This window comes from Acinetobacter sp. TUM15064 (genome assembly GCF_008980265.1).
In the GTDB taxonomy this organism is placed as follows: Bacteria; Pseudomonadota; Gammaproteobacteria; order Pseudomonadales; family Moraxellaceae; genus Acinetobacter.
Map to the genome: position 1 here is coordinate 1 of NZ_BKFU01000059.1, position 19217 is coordinate 19217.

Sequence of the window (19217 nt, forward strand, 5' to 3'; positions counted from 1 at the left end):
AAAGCCGCCTTGTTGACCAGCACCAGCAGGCGCACCAGCAGGACGTGGATTACGTGCAGGAACAACAGTAGAAATTGCATGTTTGTAAACCATTTGGCTTACCGTATTTTTTAATAAAACAACATATTGGTCGAAAGATTCAATATGACCTTGTAATTTAATACCATTCACAAGGAAGATAGATACAGGAATACGTTCTTTACGGAGAGAATTTAAGAACGGATCTTGCAAAGTTTGACCTTTAGACATGTTATAACTCCAAAAAAAATTAAAAATCAGCGCAAAAAACTATCTTTATTTTTCAATTAAAAATTATAAAAAAGACAGTAGCTAAATTTTGCTTTATCCGTAGCAGTTTCGCAAGTCTTCTTGTGCCTGCGTGATCGTTGAATAGGTTGTAAATTTATGTACTTCTTGCAAAGATCTTAACCAAGTGTATTGACGTTTGGCAAGTTGTCGTGTCGCAAAAAGTGCTTTATCCTCCATTTCTTGTTGTTTTTCGACAGTTTTATCTCCTTTTTGTAAAAATTCGAGTGCTTGTCGATACCCAACTGAGCGCATAGAAGGTAAATTTTCCTTTAAATCGTATTTTTTCATAAGAGCTTCCACTTCATTCAAAAATCCGATATCCCACATAATTTTCAAGCGCTGTGCAATTCTTTGGTGCAATTCAGCTCGATCTGGCACTAAGGCATAATTATGAAAACTATAACGATAAGGTACATTTTTAGGCTGTTCTGCCTGAAGCTTAGTAATGGGCTGCCCAGTCAACTTATAAACTTCTAAAGCACGAATAATCCGTTGTTTATCACTCACTTTAAATTTATCGCCCGCCAAAGGGTCCACACTGCATAATTCTGCATAAACTGCGTTCCAACCCTCACTTTCAGCTTTAGACTCAATCTCAGCACGAACAGCATAATCAGCACTAGGTAAATTACTCGAAAGCCCCTCTAATAGTGCTTTAAAATAGAGCATGGTTCCACCGACCAAAATCGGAGTTTTGCCACGTAAATGCATATCGTCAATCAGGCGACAAGCATCCTCAACAAAATTTGCAGCGGAATACACTTCTAAAGGTGTAATAATATCAATCAAATGATGTGGATATTGCAGCAACTCCTCTTTGGTTGGCTTAGCTGTACCAATATCCATATCCTTAAAGACCAGTGCTGAGTCTACAGAAATGAGTTCAAAATTCCCTTGCTCATAGAGCTGACATGCCAAAGCAGTTTTACCACTTGCAGTTGGCCCCATTAAATTGATGACCGGCAATTGAGTTGACATGTACAACTACTCTCCTCGAGCAAAAAGCTTATCTAGTTGAGCCAATGGAAACGCACGCCAAGTTGGGCGACCATGGTTACATTGGCTAGCAAATTCAGTTTGTTCCATTTGACGAAGCAAAGCATTCATTTCAGAAAGACCCAGAATGCGATGCGCGCGGACAGCACCATGACAGGCCATACCCGCTAAAATTTGATCACGCTTTTGCAGTAAGCCCTGAGCTTCATCATTTGGATCCAAATCGTTAAGTAATTCAGGTACCAGCGCCTCAAAATTGGCTTTATGTAAAATCGCAGGCACACCACGAACAATCACCTGCTCATCACCATATTGATCAATTTCAAGACCTAAACGCGCCAATTGATCTTTGAGCTCTTCCACTCTTGTCGCTTGCATCCGTGTGATATTAATCACTTTGGGAATGAGTAACTGCTGAGAAGTCCAGAACTCTGGTTTATCCCATGCGGACTTCATTTGCTGTAGCAGAATACGTTCATGGGCTGCATGCATATCAACAATAATCAGTCCTTCTGTATTTTGAGCCAACACATAAATACCGTGCAATTGTGCAATGGCTATTCCCAACGGATGTTCATCGACTTTAGGGCTTTGCACTGTAAAATCAGCCAAAGGCTGAGCTTGATCAACACTAGATGACGTATCACGCAAAGGCGCTAAATAGCTTTGCAAGGCATTATTAAGCTGTTGTGAACCCTGATAACGCGAAGTTTGCGTAGAATAATGAACACCTTGCGGTTGATTTGAACTAAAGTCAGTGAGCACATCCAATGGTGCTTGCTCACTATTTTGTGCAGACTCAACATGACGATGCAACTGCAAAGGCTCTTGATAGCGAGGCTGTACAGACATCAAAGCTTGATCCTCTGCAATCTTCATTGCATCAGATAAATCTGCGGTTGCCGTTTGAAACTGCGATAAAGTCTCTTTGGCATAGTGCCTGACAAACTCATGCACTTCACGCTGATTTAAAAAGCGAATTTCATGTTTAGTAGGATGTACATTGACATCAATATTTTCAGGATCGACTTCCAGAAAAAGTAAGTAACCCGCATGCTGATGACCATGTAAAATACCGTCATAAGCCATACGTAGCGCATGAGAGATGGTTTTATCTTTAACAATTCGACCATTCACATAAACATACTGCAAGTCTGCTTGCGCACGAGCATCGGAGGGATGTCCCAACCAACCTGTTAAACGCATGTTGATACTATCCGCATCCATCCAATACGCATTTTCAGTAAATGCACGACCGAGTAACTGTTGTACGCGCTGAAAACGTAGTTCACCACTATCGGCAATTGGTAAGTTCAACTTGATGCTTTGATTATGTTCAAGCACAAAACGAATATCGAAATGAGTCAATGCTAAACGTCGAACGATTTCTTCAATATGACCAAACTCTGTGCCAGGTTTTTTGAGAAATTTGCGACGTGCAGGCACATTAAAAAATAAATCTTGTACCCGAATATGTGTACCTTTCGGTGCAGCTACAGCCTGAATCTCTTGATGGTCAAATGCAGTTCCATTAACTTCGACTTGATAGCCAATCCCATCATCCGCTTGACTACTGGTCAAGGTTAAACGCGAAACCGCTGCAATAGACGCCAAAGCCTCTCCACGAAAACCCAAACTGACAATTGCATGTAAATCTTCTACAGTTTGGATTTTACTGGTTGCATGGCGCATCACCGCCAAAGGGAGATCTTCAGCATGAATCCCTCGACCATTGTCCATGATTTCAATTAAAGTACTGCCGCCTTGCTCTACCCGAATAATCAACTCTGTCGCACCTGCATCAATCGAGTTTTCGAGTAACTCTTTGACCACAGACGCAGGGCGTTCAATGACTTCACCTGCTGCAATTTGGTTGGCTAAAGCAGGATTTAGAGTATGAATACGACGTATCTTTAAATCATCACGCATTGTTTAATTGGCTCTCTAAAGCTTGTAATAATGCTACTGACTGAAAACTCAATGTGGCATGTCGTGTCAGCTCATCTTCAGATTTTTGAATATCAATAATTAAGTCCGCCGCAGGGATTTCATCTCCCCCTTTAGATGGCCATTCAAATAAAAACAGTGCATTGGGTGTTTCTAAATAGTCACGAATGCCCATTAACTCCAACTCATACGGATCGTTTAAACGATACAAGTCAAAATGGAAAATATCATGCCCTTGCACTTGGTAAGGTTCAACCAAGGTATAGGTTGGGCTTTTCACTGAACCTTGATGCCCTAAATGCTGTAAATAGTGGCGTGTTAGCGTAGTTTTACCCGCACCCAAATCCCCAATCAAATACACCACACCCGTCGTAAAATGCTGTGCCAAAATTTTCGCTAAATTTTGGGTATCTTGTTCATTATTGAGTGTTAAGTTGAATGAATACTGCATAATACTCACGACAAGTGGCAAAAGAGTAATTATGATAGCATCGCACCCATAAAATGCCCAAGTCGCAAGTTTGAAAACTCGTATTTTCCTGTATCAACCGCCTAGATATTACCTACAAAAAACATGTCCAACCACCAAACTTCTGAATTTTGTCCACCTATGCTCAAAGGCGTCAGTGCCAGTAAGGTGTACTTACCTAAACTTCAACCTATGCCTAAAAGCATATTTGCTTATTTATGTGCGCAATTTCAGCACATTGAAGCTGCGGAATGGCGACAGCGTTTTCATGATGGCTTGGTCTATGACGCTGTAGGTAATGTGCTCAGCACAGATTCGGCATATCTTGAAAATCAACATGTGTTTTATTACCGCTTTTTAGCGCGTGAAATTGAAGTACCATTTCAGCATGAGATTTTATTTGAAAATGATCATTTCTTAGTGGTAGATAAGCCACATTTTCTAACTATCAGTCCAACGGGACAATATGTTCAACAAACTCTTTTAGTTCGCCTAAAACAACAGACAGGTATTGAGCATTTAACCCCTATCCATCGCTTAGACCGTGAAACTGCAGGCTTAGTACTTTTCTCCAAGCGCATTGAAACGCGTGGGGCTTATCAACAAATGTTTGCGGAACGGCGGGTGCAAAAGACCTACCATGCAATTGCACCTTTTAACCCAGAACTTAATTTCCCACGAACTGTAAGGTTACACATGCAAAAAGGTGAACCGTTCTACACTATGCAGGTATTAGACAAAGCACCCAATAGTGAAACAGATATTTCGTTGTTGGAATATGACTCAACATGGGCAAAATACGAGCTTAAACCACATACAGGAAAACAGCATCAACTGCGTGTACACCTTAATTCTTTAAGCTGCCCGATTAAAAATGACCCGTTCTATCCTAAAGTTGTACACAAAACCGACGATGATTTCAGCCAACCATTACAGCTTTTAGCCAAAAAATTATCATTTAAAGACCCAATAACTCAACAACTTATGCTGTTCAACTCTCACTTTGAATTGACACTGTAATATAATTGTCATTACAAAATAATTTAAAATTCCATTGTGTGAATATTGAAATTACAATGAAATTGATTAAAATAACTTCTATCCTTTAAGTGATTCAAATTATTTAATAAATCATGAGAAAAACAGAAGTCTATCAAATTCGACTCGATTCCCAAGAAAAGAAACAAGCATTTGCCGTGTTTAAACAATTGGGGATTACACCTGCACAAGCCGTTCGTTTGTTCTTCAAACAAGTGGTTTTAACCAAATCTATCCCATTTTCAATTGAAAATCAGAACATCAACTTAGAGCAACTCATTAAATTACGTAAGTTAAAGCAAGAACAAAAAGCAGTCGAACAAATCACAAGCCCCGACTCTACAGCCACTAATGATTTATTTGCCGATGATGAACACATTGATCTATTTGAAGAATTAGCTGCAATTTTGGGTGAAAGTGACAAAACTTAACAGTGTTGCATTTCTAAACAAATTTTAGAAATATCCTGTTCAAAACTTCGGTATGCTTCATGTAAACATTATAAAAAACAGCATGGAGTAATACATGATCGTAAGACGTGCCACCTTAGAAGACTTAGAAAAACTTGCTGTATTATTCGATGAATATCGCCAATTCTATGGCGCATCTTCCAACTTAAGCCTTTCCCAAAAGTTCCTCAAACTTCGTCTTGAAAATGAACAAAGCGTGATTTTTATTCATGTCAAAGACGATGTGATTACTGGTTTTGTCTTATTATACTTAGGCTTTTCTTCCGTGGCTTGTGCAACGTATTATATTTTAGATGATGTCTATGTCTCACCGCCACATCGTCGTCATGGCTCTGCAAAACAACTCATTGATACCGCAATTTTGTTTGCTCGTCATGAAAAAGCGATTCGCATAACACTTGAAACGCAAAAAAATAACTACCAGTCCCACAGCCTATATGAAGCCATGGGCTTTGTAGCGGATAGCGAATTTAAAACCTATCACTGCTTCTTATAGCTACTGATTTATATGCCGTTTTCATGAGGGCTGCTATGACGAGTCTTGGCTAAAGCGACTTGTTCCTCATTTAAATACACCCATCTTCCCTCGACTAAATCAGACAATGTGATTAAGTCGAGTTCTCCAATTTGCTGACGATGCAAACATTCCACCTTATTGCCGACAGCTGCAAGCATACGCTTTACTTGATGATACACTCCCTGATGCACCGTCATTTGCAGTTCACATTCAGCTAATCGTTTTACCCCTGTTGCTGCAAATATCCCTTTTTCATTACGTAACCCAACGCCTTGTTCTAACTGCTGGATTTGTTCATCTGTAATAGGATCAGCCGTTTGCATGTGATACACTTTGGCCACATGCTTTTTAGGATGTGTCAATGCCTGTAAGAATTGACCATCATCAGTAAGCAACAACAAGCCAGTCGTGTCTTGATCCAGACGTCCAACACACTGAATACCACGATTCAAGAGCACATCATCAAACAAATCGAAAACACTAAAGTGGTGTGTTGCCTGATGTGAACATTCATAACCCTGAGGTTTATTTAAGGCAATATAGACTTTTTCACGATATTCAAAACTCTCATCATGTACTTTAAAGTGCAAACCATCTAATTTAAGTTTATGTTTAGGGTCTGTAATGATCTGCCCATCAATTTCGATGGTTGCATTTTTAATCAACTGTTGGCAATGCTTCCGCGAACCGAATCCTTGCGACTGCAACATTTTTTCCAACAGCATCAGCACACCACTTTTTCAAATAAAGGCTCATTTTATACTGAAATACAGGAACATCAATCAAAGGACTCGGATCATTCGGCAGACTGGCTAAAAAAACGTTACAATGCACATGTTTTTTTAACCAGTCTCCCCCCTATGCCGAACTTAGATTTGAACCTGATCGTCCTCCTCATCCTGCTGGCTTGCGGTATTTTCAGTCACAATTCTGCGGTAACCATTGCTGCGGCTGTACTCATTATTTTACGCATGACGCCACTGAGCGAATACTTCCCGCTAATCCAACAACATGGATTAAATATCGGCATTATTATTTTAACGATTGCCGTTTTAGTTCCTATTGCCAGTGGTAAAATTAGCGGTGAAAGTATTTTTAAATCTTTCTTAAGCCTTAAATCATTATTAGCGATTGCGATTGGCGTTTTAGTTGCATGGTTAGGTGGACGCGGTGTGAAACTCATGTCGAATCAACCAGATGTAGTTGCAGGTCTGTTGGTTGGAACTGTAGCAGGAGTTGCATTACTGCGTGGTGTACCTGTGGGCCCATTAATTGCCGCAGGTCTTCTGACCTTATTAATTGGGACGGGACAATCTTAAATACATGTATCGTAGCTGAAGTCACATTTCAAATATTCACTGAGTTGGCGCTATTTTTGCTTTATCTAAATTAGGCATGACTTTATGGAATAATCAATTAAATGTAGACAAACCAATAGATACTGTATTTAAGAATACTCAGGCATCGCATAGATTTTAGTGTTATTGAATTAACTTATAATATTTTTGAACAACCTAATTTTTATGTGATAAAGAACGTATAATATTTTTCATTTCACTCTCTATTTATGTCCATTCAAAAAAATAGCAGCCCATCAACAGGTCACTTATCTGTCATTATTTTAGCCTTGGCACTCGGTGGTTTTTGTATTGGTACGACTGAATTCGTTGCGATGGGACTCATCCAAGAGATATCGCAGAGTTTCAAGCTTAGTATCCCTATCACAGGGCATTTTATTAGTGCTTATGCTTTGGGCGTGACAATTGGCGCGCCTGTCATTGCCATTTTGGCTGCAAAAGTGCCACGAAAAACACTTCTAATTGGACTCATGTTGTTTTATGGCATTGCCAATGCAAGCACCGCACTTGCAAATAGTTATGAGTCTATGCTGATTTCTCGTTTTATCGCAGGCTTTCCACACGGCGCATACTTTGGTATTGCTGCTCTCGTGGTTGCAGAGTTTGCTGGTAAACAAAAGCGTGCTTTTGCTGTTGCAATGCTGATGATGGGCCTAAATGTCGCGACCGTGATTGGCGTACCTCTTGCAACTTGGCTCGGACAACTCTATGGTTGGCGGGCAGGTTTTGAGTTTTCGGCATCTATCGCATTTTTAACTGTTGTCGCGATTTGTTTTGGCCTACCCCAAATGCAACGTGATCACACTGCAAGCATTCAAAATGAGCTCCGCGGACTTAAAAATACACAAATGTGGATGACTCTTGCTGTAGGGGCAATTGGTTTTGGTGGACTCTTTTCGGTTTATAGTTATGTATCACCCATTTTGACTGAATATACCCATGCCAGCATTCAAGTTGTTCCTTTTGCACTGGCATGTATCGGGCTAGGTTTAGTGATTGGAGGTGCTGTTGCAGGACACTTTGCCGATAAAAACCTAAACAAAGCCATCATTTGGGTATTGATATCCAATGCCTGTTCTTATGTGCTTTGTGCATTATCAATGGATCATCTTGCGACGGCTCTTATTGCGCTATTTTTAGTGAGTTTCAGTATTGCTGGTCTAGGACCTTTACTGCAAACCCGCTTAATGGATGTTGCTGGTCATGCCCAAGGTCTAGCTGCTTCACTCAATCACTCTGCCTTTAATATTGCCAATGCTTTTGGTGCTTTTATTGGTGGCTGGCTCATTAGCCAAAATCTGGGCTGGTTAGCACCGATTTGGGTAGGTACCTTATTAAGTCTAGGCGGTCTAATCATCTTGCTACTCGCCTTTCAGCATGAAAAAAAGTCAATGTCTATATCTAAAGATGATGTAAATCAAACCTGTTAGACCAATCTAGATTTCTATTCAGATAAAGTAAGGCATGTGTATCAACATTCGATTTGAACGTTGATACACATGCCTCTTTACACCGATTTATTCAGGTAGCTTCTTCCCACAATGTGGACAATACGCATACTGATCACGCTCTTGTTTTAATGACTCTTCTTTTTGCTCACGTATAAGCTGCAAAATAATATCTTGTGTTTGTTCTTTGGTCAGTCCAACCTCTTTACGAACTTCCTCAATTTTTTCTGTTTCTAGGACAAAGTCAATGTCGCTATTCTGGATTAACTCTCGAAATCTGAGTTCTAGTTGTTCTTTGCGCTGCTCTAGTTCATTGGCCAAACCATTTGCCAAGATACCTGCGGGTAATGCTGCTAAACCTACACCTAAAATAGTAATGATCGCACCCAAGAAACGTCCTAGCGGTGTAATAGGTGTCACATCGCCATATCCTACGGTGGTCAGTGTAACCACAGCCCACCACATGGAAGCTGGAATAGAGCTGAAAACCTCAGGTTGTGCCTGACTTTCAATCAAATACACCCCCGCAGCTGCCATAATGATCATAATCATTAAAATGAAAATAACCGCTTGAAATGAGCCTTTTTCGCGCTCAATGACCCTCAATAGAATTTGTAGAGAGACAAAGTAGCGGGTTAACTTGAGAAGTCGAAGCAAACGAACGATTCTTAAAAAACGTAAATCGAACTGAACAAAGAAGTTTAAATATGCAGGTAAAATCGCCAAGAGGTCGATAATTGCCCCACCACTTTTGACCCAATTTAGGCGGTTTTTCCAATCCGACTCAAAACTATTAGCTTCAGCAATTGACCAAAAACGTAAGAGATATTCAATCGTAAAAACGATGATCGAGAAGATTTCAAAATAATAAAAAAAGTCCTGATACAACACATAGTACTTCTGTACCGACTCCAACAGCACAGCAGCAGCATTACTCATAATCAGTACAATGAGGAAATAGTTCAGCCCTCGGCTTAAGGGTGTCTCATAGTCTTCATTATGCAAATTGTTATAAACAAATTTGCGTAACATGTACCAAGCTGTCAATTTCATTACGATTTTACGTTATTCTTATCCCTTAAAATTCAGTTTAACCGAACTTAACAGCAAAGTAAGTAAGAAATTTCGGTATGAATCGTACAACTGCGGCAGCATTATTCAATATAGAGTAAGGCCAAGCGCACTTGGTCATAGCCCATACGCGGATTGGTTAACTCTACAATCGGACGTAGTTTAATTGCGCCATCTTCACTAAAGTGTTCAGCTTGCTGACGTTTCATGAGACGTTTATAAATCTTTCGCACTTGCTCTACCACTTCTTCGCCTGGATGAGCTACAGAAATGTCTAAGCCCTGTTCTTTATGTAGCTTCGCCAAATGGTTGATAATCGTTGCAGCCGTCAACCCTCGCTCTTGGGCGATATCGGCAATTTCATAACCACCTTCAAAAAGTTCACGTGTTTCATCGAGTGTTGCAGAAGCATAGTTGGCTTTACCTGCATTACGGGCAATTTTCTTTTCATTACGCTCAATCTCAACTTCATTGAGCGTTCCGCCACAGTGACGAATAAAGGCCTTGTGTTGTGGCTCTAGATCAATGACCTCAAAGTGTGTTTCGGCTTCATCGGAAAGTTCTTGGAAACGTCGATCTGCTTTAATGGCAAGACTGTCTAGCTCTAAGGCTTGTTCATTAAAACCCAGTAGTCTTAAACCATCCAAAGTCTTTAACCGTGACAAAGCCACATAGCCCTGTCCTTTTTCAAAAGTATGGCTCAGGTTAATTTCTGCTGCTGCTAAAGTCATGCCTTGAGATTTGTGAATGGTGATGGCCCACGCTAAGCGCAATGGAATCTGCTGAAAACTGGCAATGGTTTTACCTGCATCATTGTCCACCGACCATGTTTCAGGCTCAACCACCAGTACTGTACCATCAGTCAGTTTTACTTTTGGTAAGACTCCGAAATCATCATCTTCTTCAAAGCCAACCACCTCACCCAAACTACCGTTAATATACCCCACGTCAAAGTTGTTCTTTACAAACATCACTTTGGCATTTTTCTTGAGAGTGAGGTTTTCAGGTGCGCGCACAGACGACTTTAACGTTTCAATAAGCTTGTCATTGCCATCACACACCGCCTCAAACTGACGACCTTCATTTTCAATTTCATTCAAATGTTTGAAGTTGATGGTGTCCACGTCCATATTATGGGTGTATAAACGTGTGAATGTTTCACCAATATCCTGCTGACGTGTGGCTTGTAAAGCTTGCAAATGCTCGAAGCGGATCGTTTGGCTACGGATAGCATTTAAAATATCGTTGAGGTAGTCATTGCCCTGACGGTGCTGCTCGGTCAAATAGCACACACGGAACTTGGCTTCCACCCAAGCATCAGACATAAAACAGAACTTATCGCGATTACGTTCTTCATTCTTCCCCACGGGCGGTAACTGGAAGAAATCTCCTGCAACAATGACCTGAATTCCACCAAATGGTTCTTCACTTTCTTTAAAGAATTTTAAAACTTTATTGACCAAATTGAGCTGTTTCGCATGTAGCATCGAAATTTCATCAATAATTAACACTTGGGCATTTTCTAAATGCTCTTTTAAATATTTACGTTCTTTCATGCGTTTGAGTTCATCTTCCCCTAACGCATCTTTAATACCTATACCAGCCCAAGTATGAATCGTCATACCATTCATATGTGTTGCAGCTATACCTGTAGAGGCTGTGATCGCCACAGGCACTTTACGGGCTTTTAAGTAATTAATGTATTGGTTCAATGTATAGGTTTTTCCTGCACCAGCGGAACCAGTTAAAAAGACATTTTCGCCCGCTTTTAGAAGTTTGAGTGCAGTTTCTTGCTTCATAAGACCTATACCATTGATGAACGGCTATAGCCTACCGAGTTTTTGCTAAAAAGTTAAGCAGATCTCGTCATATAGAAGTTCTTGTGCGACAAATTAAGTCGAGTGTTGTTGAAATTTTAACAGCCCTTTTGTCGTTCTTGGTTGAGCATCGCAATAAACTGCTCTGCCACTAACACATCGTCAGGAAGTGCCTTTTGGTTGTTTGGATATTCCAACTGATCAAATAACAACTGTCCCGCGATATAATAGCAGCCAAGTGTTAAGTGGCGCTGTGCATCAGTATGACTCATATGAAAGGCCACGTATTCATTGACAATAATTCGTTCAGCAAAGCTTGCCGCTAAACAATGTCTAAACCGACGAGACTCTGCGATGATGCGATCAATATCTTTAAGCTCCTCAAATACCCAACTTTCAATAAAATAATAAGCTTCATGACTGATCGGTTGCCATGACACATGGCCGACTTTCCGTTTCAGTTCAGCAAGTAACTCTTGGCTATGTAATTGATCATGCCATTGCACAGCCTGATGAAATAGGCCATTCCATGTGACATTTTTTAAAACATCCTTTTGCGTCTCGAAATGTTCAGGTAAATAATCCCGGACATAAGCATCAAACACCGAAACCCGCAATGGTGGATGATTCAGATAAAAAAGTTGTCTAAAGCTTTCGATAGGCAGTTTGTACTGCTGCAATTGGCGATAAAAATCACGATGTTGTTGGTTTTCTTCACTAAAATAAATCGCTAATTCAACAGGTAGTTTTTGTGCAATTTTATCTAAATGCTGAATGTAAGCCTGCATGACTCGACTCAATTTTGTATAAACTTTTTTACCCCATTCGGGTTGCTGCTGTACTACACGGTGCAGTAGTTCTAACCATTCATCCAAATACAAAATCGACGGGCTGATTGCTATACGCTGATCATCCATATCTTGGCGTCTATTTTTTAAGACGACATGCTGGTTGGCTTCCAACTCAAACCATTGCTGTTCTATAGCATGTTCATAACAGCTTTGGATAAACAAACGTGCTGCAACATGCTGAAAGTACCTTAAAGCTACTAAAATAATTTCAGGATGATAAGACTGTGTATCCAAATAACTCAAAGCAGTCACAGCAACACGTACACTACTATGTTGAATGTTGTGGCTAACCCAGTCTGTCACGACAGCTTTTTGTTTGAATAACCAATTCACTGTACGTTTTTCATCGAAAATAGGGAGTTTAGCAACTTTTTTTTGCCAAACTTTAGTCTGCACCTCTAAAAAATGTTGCTTTGCCAGCAAATCAGGCAATGACCAAAGATCACGATTCATTAAACGTGCAAAACCCAACAGTTCAGGCTGCTCTTTCGCATGCGGATACAACAAATAAATATCATGCCCATGATCTATCAGCTCTTGTAAACAAAAACGTTCAGGAAATGCTGTTTCTACGATGCGATAAACATGTGGTTCTAGAAATTGCTTGGCACTAAAACACAGCTCATCATAACTATGCATCAAGGACTGAATAGGCAGAATATCCTCTGCTTGATCTGCATCTAAGTAACATAACTGCTCAAGTAAAGTCAGCAAATTGTTATCCGTTGCTGAAAGTTCTATTCTGCCCATATATTTACACAGTTGCTGAAAGAGCTCTGCATGACTGTGCTCTATTTCAGTCAAAATCGTTTGGATCCGGCTTAGCCCCCCAACCACAACAAAAACCTGTTGCAATAACAACTGGCGTAACTGTTTTACTTTATTACGTAAATACAAAGAATGCTGTGGAGTCTGCTCACCCACCCAGAAGACAATGTCATGTAAACAAAACTCTTCAAGTGATTCAGCGTAGTGCCCCTTATACATAAACTGTGGGACACAAATCGTTTTGTTTTCGGTCGGTGGATAGAACTGAATATGAAAGCAATGGTTTAAAATTTGAATCTGGCGTTGCTTTGCATCAATCCCCAAAACATTGTGCACACTGAGCGTGGAGAGAAACATAGACTGCTCATGATAAAGCTGCTGAACACTCGGAACAACTTGCCTTAACACGACGGCAAAGTTTTGATATTGCTTAATCCTATCGTTTCTGTCCACAGTGAATCCTCATCGAATTTGGCGACGTTCATCCCGCTTCAAAACCAATATAAACAATTCCACACATGCAGGCTATGCCTTTTCATCATAGCTATTTTTTCGATTTAGAATCAGTATTTTCCATTTCCTTACGCATGGTAGGTATTTGGTAGGTACACAAGTTTTTTGAATCATTCGATACTCTAAAAACGGTAATGAGCACCGATAACAACATAAATATGGTAGAAGGAATCGCACCATGGCTTTTAAAAATATTGCAGATCAAACGAACGGTTTTTATATCCCTTGTGTTTCACTGTTTGGCCCAGGCTGTGCCAAAGAAATTGGTGGTAAAGCACAAAACCTCGGTGCGAAGAAAGCACTGATCGTAACCGATGCTGGCTTATTCAAATTTGGCGTAGCAGACACCATCGCAGGATATCTCAAAGATGCTGGTGTTGATAGTCATATCTTCCCAGGTGCGGAACCAAACCCAACTGACATTAACGTACATAACGGTGTAACTGCTTATAATGAGCAAGGTTGTGACTTTATCGTGTCTTTAGGCGGTGGTTCGTCTCATGACTGCGCAAAAGGTATTGGGCTTGTCACTGCTGGTGGTGGTCATATTCGTGACTACGAAGGGATTGATAAAAGCACCGTTCCAATGACTCCTCTGATTGCAATCAACACAACAGCAGGTACAGCTTCAGAAATGACGCGTTTCTGTATTATTACCAATACAGATACTCATGTAAAAATGGCGATTGTAGACTGGCGCTGTACTCCTCTTATTGCAATTGATGATCCTAAACTGATGATTGCAAAACCTGCAAGCTTAACAGCAGCAACAGGTATGGATGCATTAACACATGCGGTAGAGGCTTATGTATCAACAGCTGCTAACCCAATTACCGATGCTTGTGCCGAGAAAGCCATTTCGATGATCAGTGAGTGGTTAAGCCCAGCCGTTGCAAACGGTGAGAACCTTGAAGCACGTGATGCCATGAGTTATGCACAATACTTAGCAGGTATGGCATTTAACAATGCATCTCTAGGTTATGTTCATGCAATGGCACACCAACTTGGTGGTTTCTATAACCTACCACACGGTGTATGTAACGCAGTTTTACTGCCACATGTATGTGAGTTCAACTTAATTGCCTGCCCTGATCGTTATGCACGTATTGCAGAACTGATGGGAGTCAACACCGCAGGTTTAACTGTGACAGAAGCTGGCTATGCTGCCATTGATGCGATTCGTGAATTATCTGCATCTATTGGTATTCCATCAAGCTTGTCTGAACTGGGTGTAAAAGAACAAGATTTGGGCATTATGTCTGAAAACGCGCAAAAAGATGCCTGCATGCTGACTAACCCTCGTAAAGCAACCCATGCTCAAGTGGTTGACATCTTTAAAGCGGCGCTCAAATCAAGTGCTTCAGTAGTAGATTTTAAAGCGGCTGTCTAAGTTCTCTCCTTAACACTTTGTTTGCTTTGACAATTTAAGTGGAATGAAACAGACGTCCATACTGTTTCATTCGGGTAAGCCTAATCCTTGCTTACCTTTGCACTTAAATTGTCTTTTTTTATTTGTGGTTGACAAAAATTCTGACTTCATCAAGGATAAGGGAACTCATGACAATAACAACCAGAGTGAACTATGTCAGCACTACAAAACCCGCTTGCGTATCAACCAGATGTCCTTGGTGAAGACTACGAACAACTCAAACTCAGTTTTGCTAATGACTACGAAGGTGAAGTTTGCGCAACTCTCATTCGTAAAAAAGCCACGCAAACCACAACCAAAGCAGTGCTGTATATTCATGGATTTATTGACTACTTCTTCCAAACAGAAATGGCTGAACAGTTCAATCAGCATGGTTACGACTTTTACGCACTTGATTTAAGAAAATATGGTCGCTCCCGTTTAAGCCACCAAAACTACTACAATGTCCGTGATCTGCGCGAATATGACGATGAAATTACTCAAGCTCTTGAGATTATTGGTGCTGAAGGTCATCTTTCTGTTGTACTGGCAGGACACTCGACTGGCGGTTTGATTACCACACTATATGCAGCGCACCATCCACAACACCCTCTAATCAAAGCGCTATGGGCCAACAGTCCTTTTTATGATTTTAATATGCATCCAATTAAACGCAAACTTGGCGTGCCACAACTCAGCCGACTTGCAAAGCATTTCCCAGACTTAAAATTTCCAAGTGAACTGAATAAATGGTATGTACCAAGCCTACATCAGAGTGAACACGGCGAGTGGAACTTTGATTTGCAGTGGAAACAACCAAGTTATTCTATGGTTCGCATCAGTTTTGTCCGTGCCATCCATGAAGCGCAAAAAGAAATTCATCGTGGCGGTTTAAAGCTTTCTGTTCCTGCACTGATTATGCATTCACATCAAACACTCAACCCAAAAAAATGGGGCGTAGCTGCACAAACCAGTGATGTAATTTTAGATGTCAAAGACATTGAAAAACAGGCGAAAAATCTACAAGGTGACATCTGTGTCGAGACCATTCAAAATGGTTTACACGACTTAGTCTTATCTGCACCAGATGTTCGTGCCGAAGTCTATACCAAGTTATTTCAGTGGCTAGAACAAAAGAAGATTTAATCGCAAAATTTTTATTAACCTATTCCATAACTCAAATCAAAACTATTAAATTTTGTATTTCTCAAGTAGCTGATGCGCCGGGTGTCCACTCGGTGTCAGCTCAATAAGTCGTTCAACAGCATCAATTGCTTCTGGGTAGCGTGCTACATGCTTAAAGAGCATATCAGTTTCATTGGCTTTAAAAATCGCGCTACTTAAACGTGACTCCAAACAGTCGCGCCATGCGCAAAGAAACGGACTTTCTGTTTTAGGCAATAACACACCTGAGCAAAGCTTTAAAGCCGTCTCGATATATGCAGCATCTAATGCCTGCTCTGCTTGTAGGAAATCTGCTTCTATATGCGCCAAAATTCGGTAAGGACGAGATCCCAACATTCCCCCCAACAAATCCCTTAATTGCGACATTTCTGCTTTAAGTGTGCCTATACTCACTTTTCGCTCACCATATAAAGCCTGATGTAAGGTATCTAAAGTCATACCTTGTGGACATAGCGCTAAAATAGTCAGAATTTCAATTTGACGTGGTGTGAGCACCATCACTTTGCCATTAAAAAGCACTTGTGGCACACCAAAAGCACGAATATACAGTTGTTGACGCTGGTATTCCAATAATGCTGTTTGAATGATAGATGCACAGCGCTCTGCTGCCAGTAAACCAAGGCTATTATGATTTTTCCATGTGGTCGATAAATCAATTACCCCCAAAACATGTTTTGAATAGGGGTCGATGATTGGTGCTGCATAGCAAACCCAATCATGGATGGAACTCATATAATGTTCATTAGAAAACACACAACTCGATTGTTGGGTTTTAAGTGACAATGCCAATGCATTAGTCCCCACCAACTCCTCTCTCCACTGCCCGCCTTCTACAAAATGTACACTTTCCGCAGCATTACGCATTTGCTTACTTGAAGCACTCCAAATAATCGTACTACCAATATCACCCACAGCAACGACCATTGAGGACTGCTGTGCAATATGCTTGAGCTCATCCGCGCAGTAACTTAAAGCATGTTGTAATGCTGAACCTTGTGACATCGAACCTTCAGAAATGGGCGCTGCAAAACGATCCTTAGGAATCTCTGCCGAATTAGAACGCTGCCACGAACTTGCAATGCTTTTTCCGAGCTGTTCAGCTTGTACCGTCGAAATACTGCTGCTGGTTCTAAGCTTTTCTATTTCTTGTCTTTTCTGTATTAAATGTTGCATTGCCATCATTCCTTATTCTCAAAACAATTCCTGATACACATCCACTGTATTGCATGGTTGTAAACATTTGTCGGAAGCTTGTAAACCTGCATCCTTCCAACCTTTTTCCAACCTTATATTAGGTATGCTACTTAAATATTGTACTGATGTACCTTATACCAAAGCTGTAGATGCTTTTAAAAAATCAATAAGCAAAGGAACTTCAATATGCGCTACGTAGACCCTAACCAACCTGGTTCAAAAGTAGAATTTAAAGCACAGTATGAAAACTTTATTGGTGGCGAGTGGGTTGCTCCAATAAAAGGTGAATACTTTGAAAATATCTCTCCTGTCGACGGTAAAGCCTTTACTAAAATCCCACGTTCATCTGCTGAAGATATTGAGCTTGCTCTCGATGCTGCACACAAAGCTAAAGCACAATGGAATAAATCTTCTCCAACTACACGTTCTAATTTACTCCTTAAAATTGCTGATCGTCTAGAGGAAAATCTAGAGAAATTGGCTGTAGCTGAAACTTGGGATAACGGTAAACCAGTACGTGAAACCTTAGCTGCAGATATTCCACTTGCAATTGATCATTTCCGATATTTTGCAAGTTGTATTCGTGCACAAGAAGGTGGTATTTCTGAAATTGATGAAGACACTATTGCCTATCACTTCCACGAGCCATTAGGTGTTGTGGGACAAATTATTCCATGGAACTTCCCAATTTTAATGGCAACATGGAAAATTGCTCCAGCCCTTGCAGCAGGTAACTGTATTGTTCTTAAACCAGCTGAGCAAACGCCTGTAAGTATTTTAGTCTTGGTTGAACTGATTCAAGACTTACTCCCACCAGGTATTTTAAACATTGTAAATGGTTATGGAGTTGAAGTAGGCCGTCCACTTGCAACTAACCCACGTATTGCAAAAATTGCATTCACAGGCTCAACCGCTGTTGGGCAAATGATTATGCAGTATGCAACTGAAAATATTATTCCAGTAACTTTAGAGCTTGGTGGTAAATCTCCTAACATCTTCTTTGAAGATATTATGGATCAAGACGATGATTATCTTGACAAAGCGCTTGAAGGCTTTGCTATGTTTGCGTTGAACCAAGGTGAGATTTGTACTTGCCCTTCACGTGCATTAGTTCAAGAAAGCATAGCCGATAAATTCTTGGAAAAAGCAATTGAACGTGTCAAACGCATCAAAACAGGTCACCCACTAGACACTGAAACGATGATTGGTGCACAAGCTTCTTTAGAACAACAAGAGAAAATTTTAGGCTGTATCGCAACAGGACGTAATGAAGGTGCTCAATTACTGACGGGTGGTAGTGAACGTAATGAAGTGGGTACAGGTTTCTATATCGAACCAACCATTTTCAAAGGCACAAACGACATGAAAATTTTCCAAGAGGAAATTTTTGGACCAGTGCTTTCGGTTACAACGTTCAAAGACTTTGATGATGCGATTAAAATTGCAAATGACACCATTTACGGTCTAGGTGCAGGAGTATGGTCACGTTCTGCTCATACGTCTTATCGCGCGGGTCGTGCAATTGAAGCGGGTCGTGTTTGGACCAACTGTTATCATATCTACCCTGCGCATGCGGCATTTGGTGGTTACAAAAAATCTGGCATTGGTCGTGAAAACCACAAAATGATGCTTGATCATTACCAACAAACTAAAAACTTGCTTGTAAGCTATGCCACTAAGCCAATGGGCTTCTTCTAAGCATAAATATATTTGTGCATGATGTGTTTAGGGTGATTCGTTACCCTAAACACCTTCAACCTTCAACCTTCAACCTTCAACCTTCAACCTTCAACCTTCAACCTTCAACCTTCAACCTTCAACCTTCAACCTTCAACCTTCAACCTTCAACCTTCAACCT

17 protein-coding genes are annotated in these 19217 nt (G+C 40.6%); 8 read left to right on the top strand and 9 right to left on the bottom strand.

The features are described from left to right. The 4 genes from hfq to tsaE all read right to left on the bottom strand — a co-directional run. On the bottom strand, window positions 1–249 hold a 249-nt coding region (gene hfq, locus GBI16_RS14590), incomplete at its 3' end, for an RNA chaperone Hfq (RefSeq protein WP_151707335.1). 93 nt (window positions 250–342) lie between these two features. Further along, a complete protein-coding gene (miaA, locus tag GBI16_RS14595; RefSeq protein ID WP_119063417.1) occupies window positions 343–1287 on the bottom strand; it encodes a tRNA (adenosine(37)-N6)-dimethylallyltransferase MiaA in 945 nt (314 codons plus the stop codon). A 6-nt stretch (window positions 1288–1293) separates the two neighbouring features. Continuing rightward, complete coding sequence (gene mutL, locus GBI16_RS14600) at window positions 1294–3234, bottom strand: DNA mismatch repair endonuclease MutL (protein ID WP_151707336.1); 1941 nt, start codon at window positions 3232–3234, stop codon at window positions 1294–1296. Then, entirely contained in the window at window positions 3227–3703 is a 477-nt protein-coding gene (gene tsaE, locus GBI16_RS14605; protein WP_086210158.1) for a tRNA (adenosine(37)-N6)-threonylcarbamoyltransferase complex ATPase subunit type 1 TsaE, read from the bottom strand. The genes mutL and tsaE overlap by 8 nt, the downstream gene beginning before the upstream one ends. Window positions 3704–3826: 123 nt before the next feature. Here tsaE and GBI16_RS14610 point away from each other — a divergent pair, with 123 nt between their 5' ends. The 3 genes from GBI16_RS14610 (at window position 3827) to GBI16_RS14620 (ending at window position 5725) form a co-directional block, all read left to right on the top strand. Next, a complete protein-coding gene (locus tag GBI16_RS14610; protein WP_215900690.1) occupies window positions 3827–4741 on the top strand; it encodes a pseudouridine synthase in 915 nt (304 codons plus the stop codon). 113 nt (window positions 4742–4854) lie between these two features. Next, window positions 4855–5190, top strand: a complete 336-nt coding sequence (locus GBI16_RS14615; protein WP_086210159.1) for a type II toxin-antitoxin system RelB/DinJ family antitoxin — start codon at window positions 4855–4857, stop codon at window positions 5188–5190. Between the two features lie 94 nt (window positions 5191–5284). Beyond that, window positions 5285–5725, top strand: a complete 441-nt coding sequence (locus GBI16_RS14620; protein WP_086210160.1) for an N-acetyltransferase — start codon at window positions 5285–5287, stop codon at window positions 5723–5725. An 8-nt stretch (window positions 5726–5733) separates the two neighbouring features. Here GBI16_RS14620 and GBI16_RS14625 read toward each other — a convergent pair whose 3' ends face one another. Beyond that, on the bottom strand, window positions 5734–6471 hold the full coding sequence (locus GBI16_RS14625; RefSeq protein WP_151707337.1) for a pseudouridine synthase: 738 nt from the start codon (window positions 6469–6471) through the stop codon (window positions 5734–5736). A 135-nt stretch (window positions 6472–6606) separates the two neighbouring features. Between GBI16_RS14625 and GBI16_RS14630 the strand changes: the two genes are divergently transcribed. Next, a complete protein-coding gene (locus GBI16_RS14630; protein WP_086210162.1) occupies window positions 6607–7065 on the top strand; it encodes a DUF441 domain-containing protein in 459 nt (152 codons plus the stop codon). A 248-nt stretch (window positions 7066–7313) separates the two neighbouring features. Next, complete coding sequence (locus tag GBI16_RS14635) at window positions 7314–8534, top strand: MFS transporter (protein ID WP_086210163.1); 1221 nt, start codon at window positions 7314–7316, stop codon at window positions 8532–8534. A gap of 87 nt (window positions 8535–8621) precedes the next feature. Here GBI16_RS14635 and GBI16_RS14640 read toward each other — a convergent pair whose 3' ends face one another. The 3 genes from GBI16_RS14640 to GBI16_RS14650 all read right to left on the bottom strand — a co-directional run bounded on the left by GBI16_RS14640 (window position 8622) and on the right by GBI16_RS14650 (window position 13512). After that, on the bottom strand, window positions 8622–9605 hold the full coding sequence (locus tag GBI16_RS14640) for an ion transporter (RefSeq protein ID WP_086210164.1): 984 nt from the start codon (window positions 9603–9605) through the stop codon (window positions 8622–8624). 101 nt (window positions 9606–9706) lie between these two features. Further along, the gene (locus GBI16_RS14645; protein WP_151707338.1) at window positions 9707–11422 is read right to left on the bottom strand and encodes an AAA family ATPase; all 1716 of its coding nucleotides are present in this window, start codon (window positions 11420–11422) and stop codon (window positions 9707–9709) included. Between the two features lie 116 nt (window positions 11423–11538). Next, window positions 11539–13512: a hypothetical protein gene (locus GBI16_RS14650; RefSeq protein WP_151707339.1), complete on the bottom strand. Its 1974-nt coding sequence runs from the start codon at window positions 13510–13512 to the stop codon at window positions 11539–11541. 238 nt (window positions 13513–13750) lie between these two features. Between GBI16_RS14650 and GBI16_RS14655 the strand changes: the two genes are divergently transcribed. Together GBI16_RS14655 and GBI16_RS14660 are read left to right on the top strand one after the other, a co-directional pair. Next, window positions 13751–14962 (top strand): iron-containing alcohol dehydrogenase, encoded by a 1212-nt coding sequence (locus GBI16_RS14655; RefSeq protein ID WP_086210167.1) that lies wholly within the window; start codon window positions 13751–13753, stop codon window positions 14960–14962. Window positions 14963–15154: 192 nt separating this feature from the next. Further along, window positions 15155–16126: an alpha/beta hydrolase gene (locus tag GBI16_RS14660; protein WP_119063406.1), complete on the top strand. Its 972-nt coding sequence runs from the start codon at window positions 15155–15157 to the stop codon at window positions 16124–16126. A gap of 45 nt (window positions 16127–16171) precedes the next feature. On the opposite strand, the gene GBI16_RS14665 is transcribed toward GBI16_RS14660, so the two are convergent. Continuing rightward, entirely contained in the window at window positions 16172–17347 is a 1176-nt protein-coding gene (locus tag GBI16_RS14665; protein ID WP_086210169.1) for a transcriptional regulator, read from the bottom strand. A gap of 198 nt (window positions 17348–17545) precedes the next feature. Here GBI16_RS14665 and GBI16_RS14670 point away from each other — a divergent pair, with 198 nt between their 5' ends. Then, complete coding sequence (locus GBI16_RS14670; protein WP_086210170.1) at window positions 17546–19057, top strand: aldehyde dehydrogenase family protein; 1512 nt, start codon at window positions 17546–17548, stop codon at window positions 19055–19057. Window positions 19058–19217 lie beyond the last annotated feature (160 nt).

Coding starts and splice junctions, on each gene's coding strand:
- mutL (WP_151707336.1), bottom strand. CDS start 3,234: ATGCGTGATGATTTAAAGATACGTCGTATTCATACTCTAAATCCTGCT.
- GBI16_RS14645 (WP_151707338.1), bottom strand. CDS start 11,422: ATGAAGCAAGAAACTGCACTCAAACTTCTAAAAGCGGGCGAAAATGTC.
- GBI16_RS14665 (WP_086210169.1), bottom strand. CDS start 17,347: ATGATGGCAATGCAACATTTAATACAGAAAAGACAAGAAATAGAAAAG.
- GBI16_RS14660 (WP_119063406.1), top strand. CDS start 15,155: ATGTCAGCACTACAAAACCCGCTTGCGTATCAACCAGATGTCCTTGGT.
- GBI16_RS14610 (WP_215900690.1), top strand. CDS start 3,827: ATGTCCAACCACCAAACTTCTGAATTTTGTCCACCTATGCTCAAAGGC.
- miaA (WP_119063417.1), bottom strand. CDS start 1,287: ATGTCAACTCAATTGCCGGTCATCAATTTAATGGGGCCAACTGCAAGT.
- tsaE (WP_086210158.1), bottom strand. CDS start 3,703: ATGCAGTATTCATTCAACTTAACACTCAATAATGAACAAGATACCCAA.
- GBI16_RS14635 (WP_086210163.1), top strand. CDS start 7,314: ATGTCCATTCAAAAAAATAGCAGCCCATCAACAGGTCACTTATCTGTC.
- GBI16_RS14670 (WP_086210170.1), top strand. CDS start 17,546: ATGCGCTACGTAGACCCTAACCAACCTGGTTCAAAAGTAGAATTTAAA.
- GBI16_RS14620 (WP_086210160.1), top strand. CDS start 5,285: ATGATCGTAAGACGTGCCACCTTAGAAGACTTAGAAAAACTTGCTGTA.
- GBI16_RS14655 (WP_086210167.1), top strand. CDS start 13,751: ATGGCTTTTAAAAATATTGCAGATCAAACGAACGGTTTTTATATCCCT.
- GBI16_RS14640 (WP_086210164.1), bottom strand. CDS start 9,605: ATGAAATTGACAGCTTGGTACATGTTACGCAAATTTGTTTATAACAAT.
- GBI16_RS14630 (WP_086210162.1), top strand. CDS start 6,607: ATGCCGAACTTAGATTTGAACCTGATCGTCCTCCTCATCCTGCTGGCT.
- GBI16_RS14625 (WP_151707337.1), bottom strand. CDS start 6,471: ATGCTGTTGGAAAAAATGTTGCAGTCGCAAGGATTCGGTTCGCGGAAG.
- GBI16_RS14615 (WP_086210159.1), top strand. CDS start 4,855: ATGAGAAAAACAGAAGTCTATCAAATTCGACTCGATTCCCAAGAAAAG.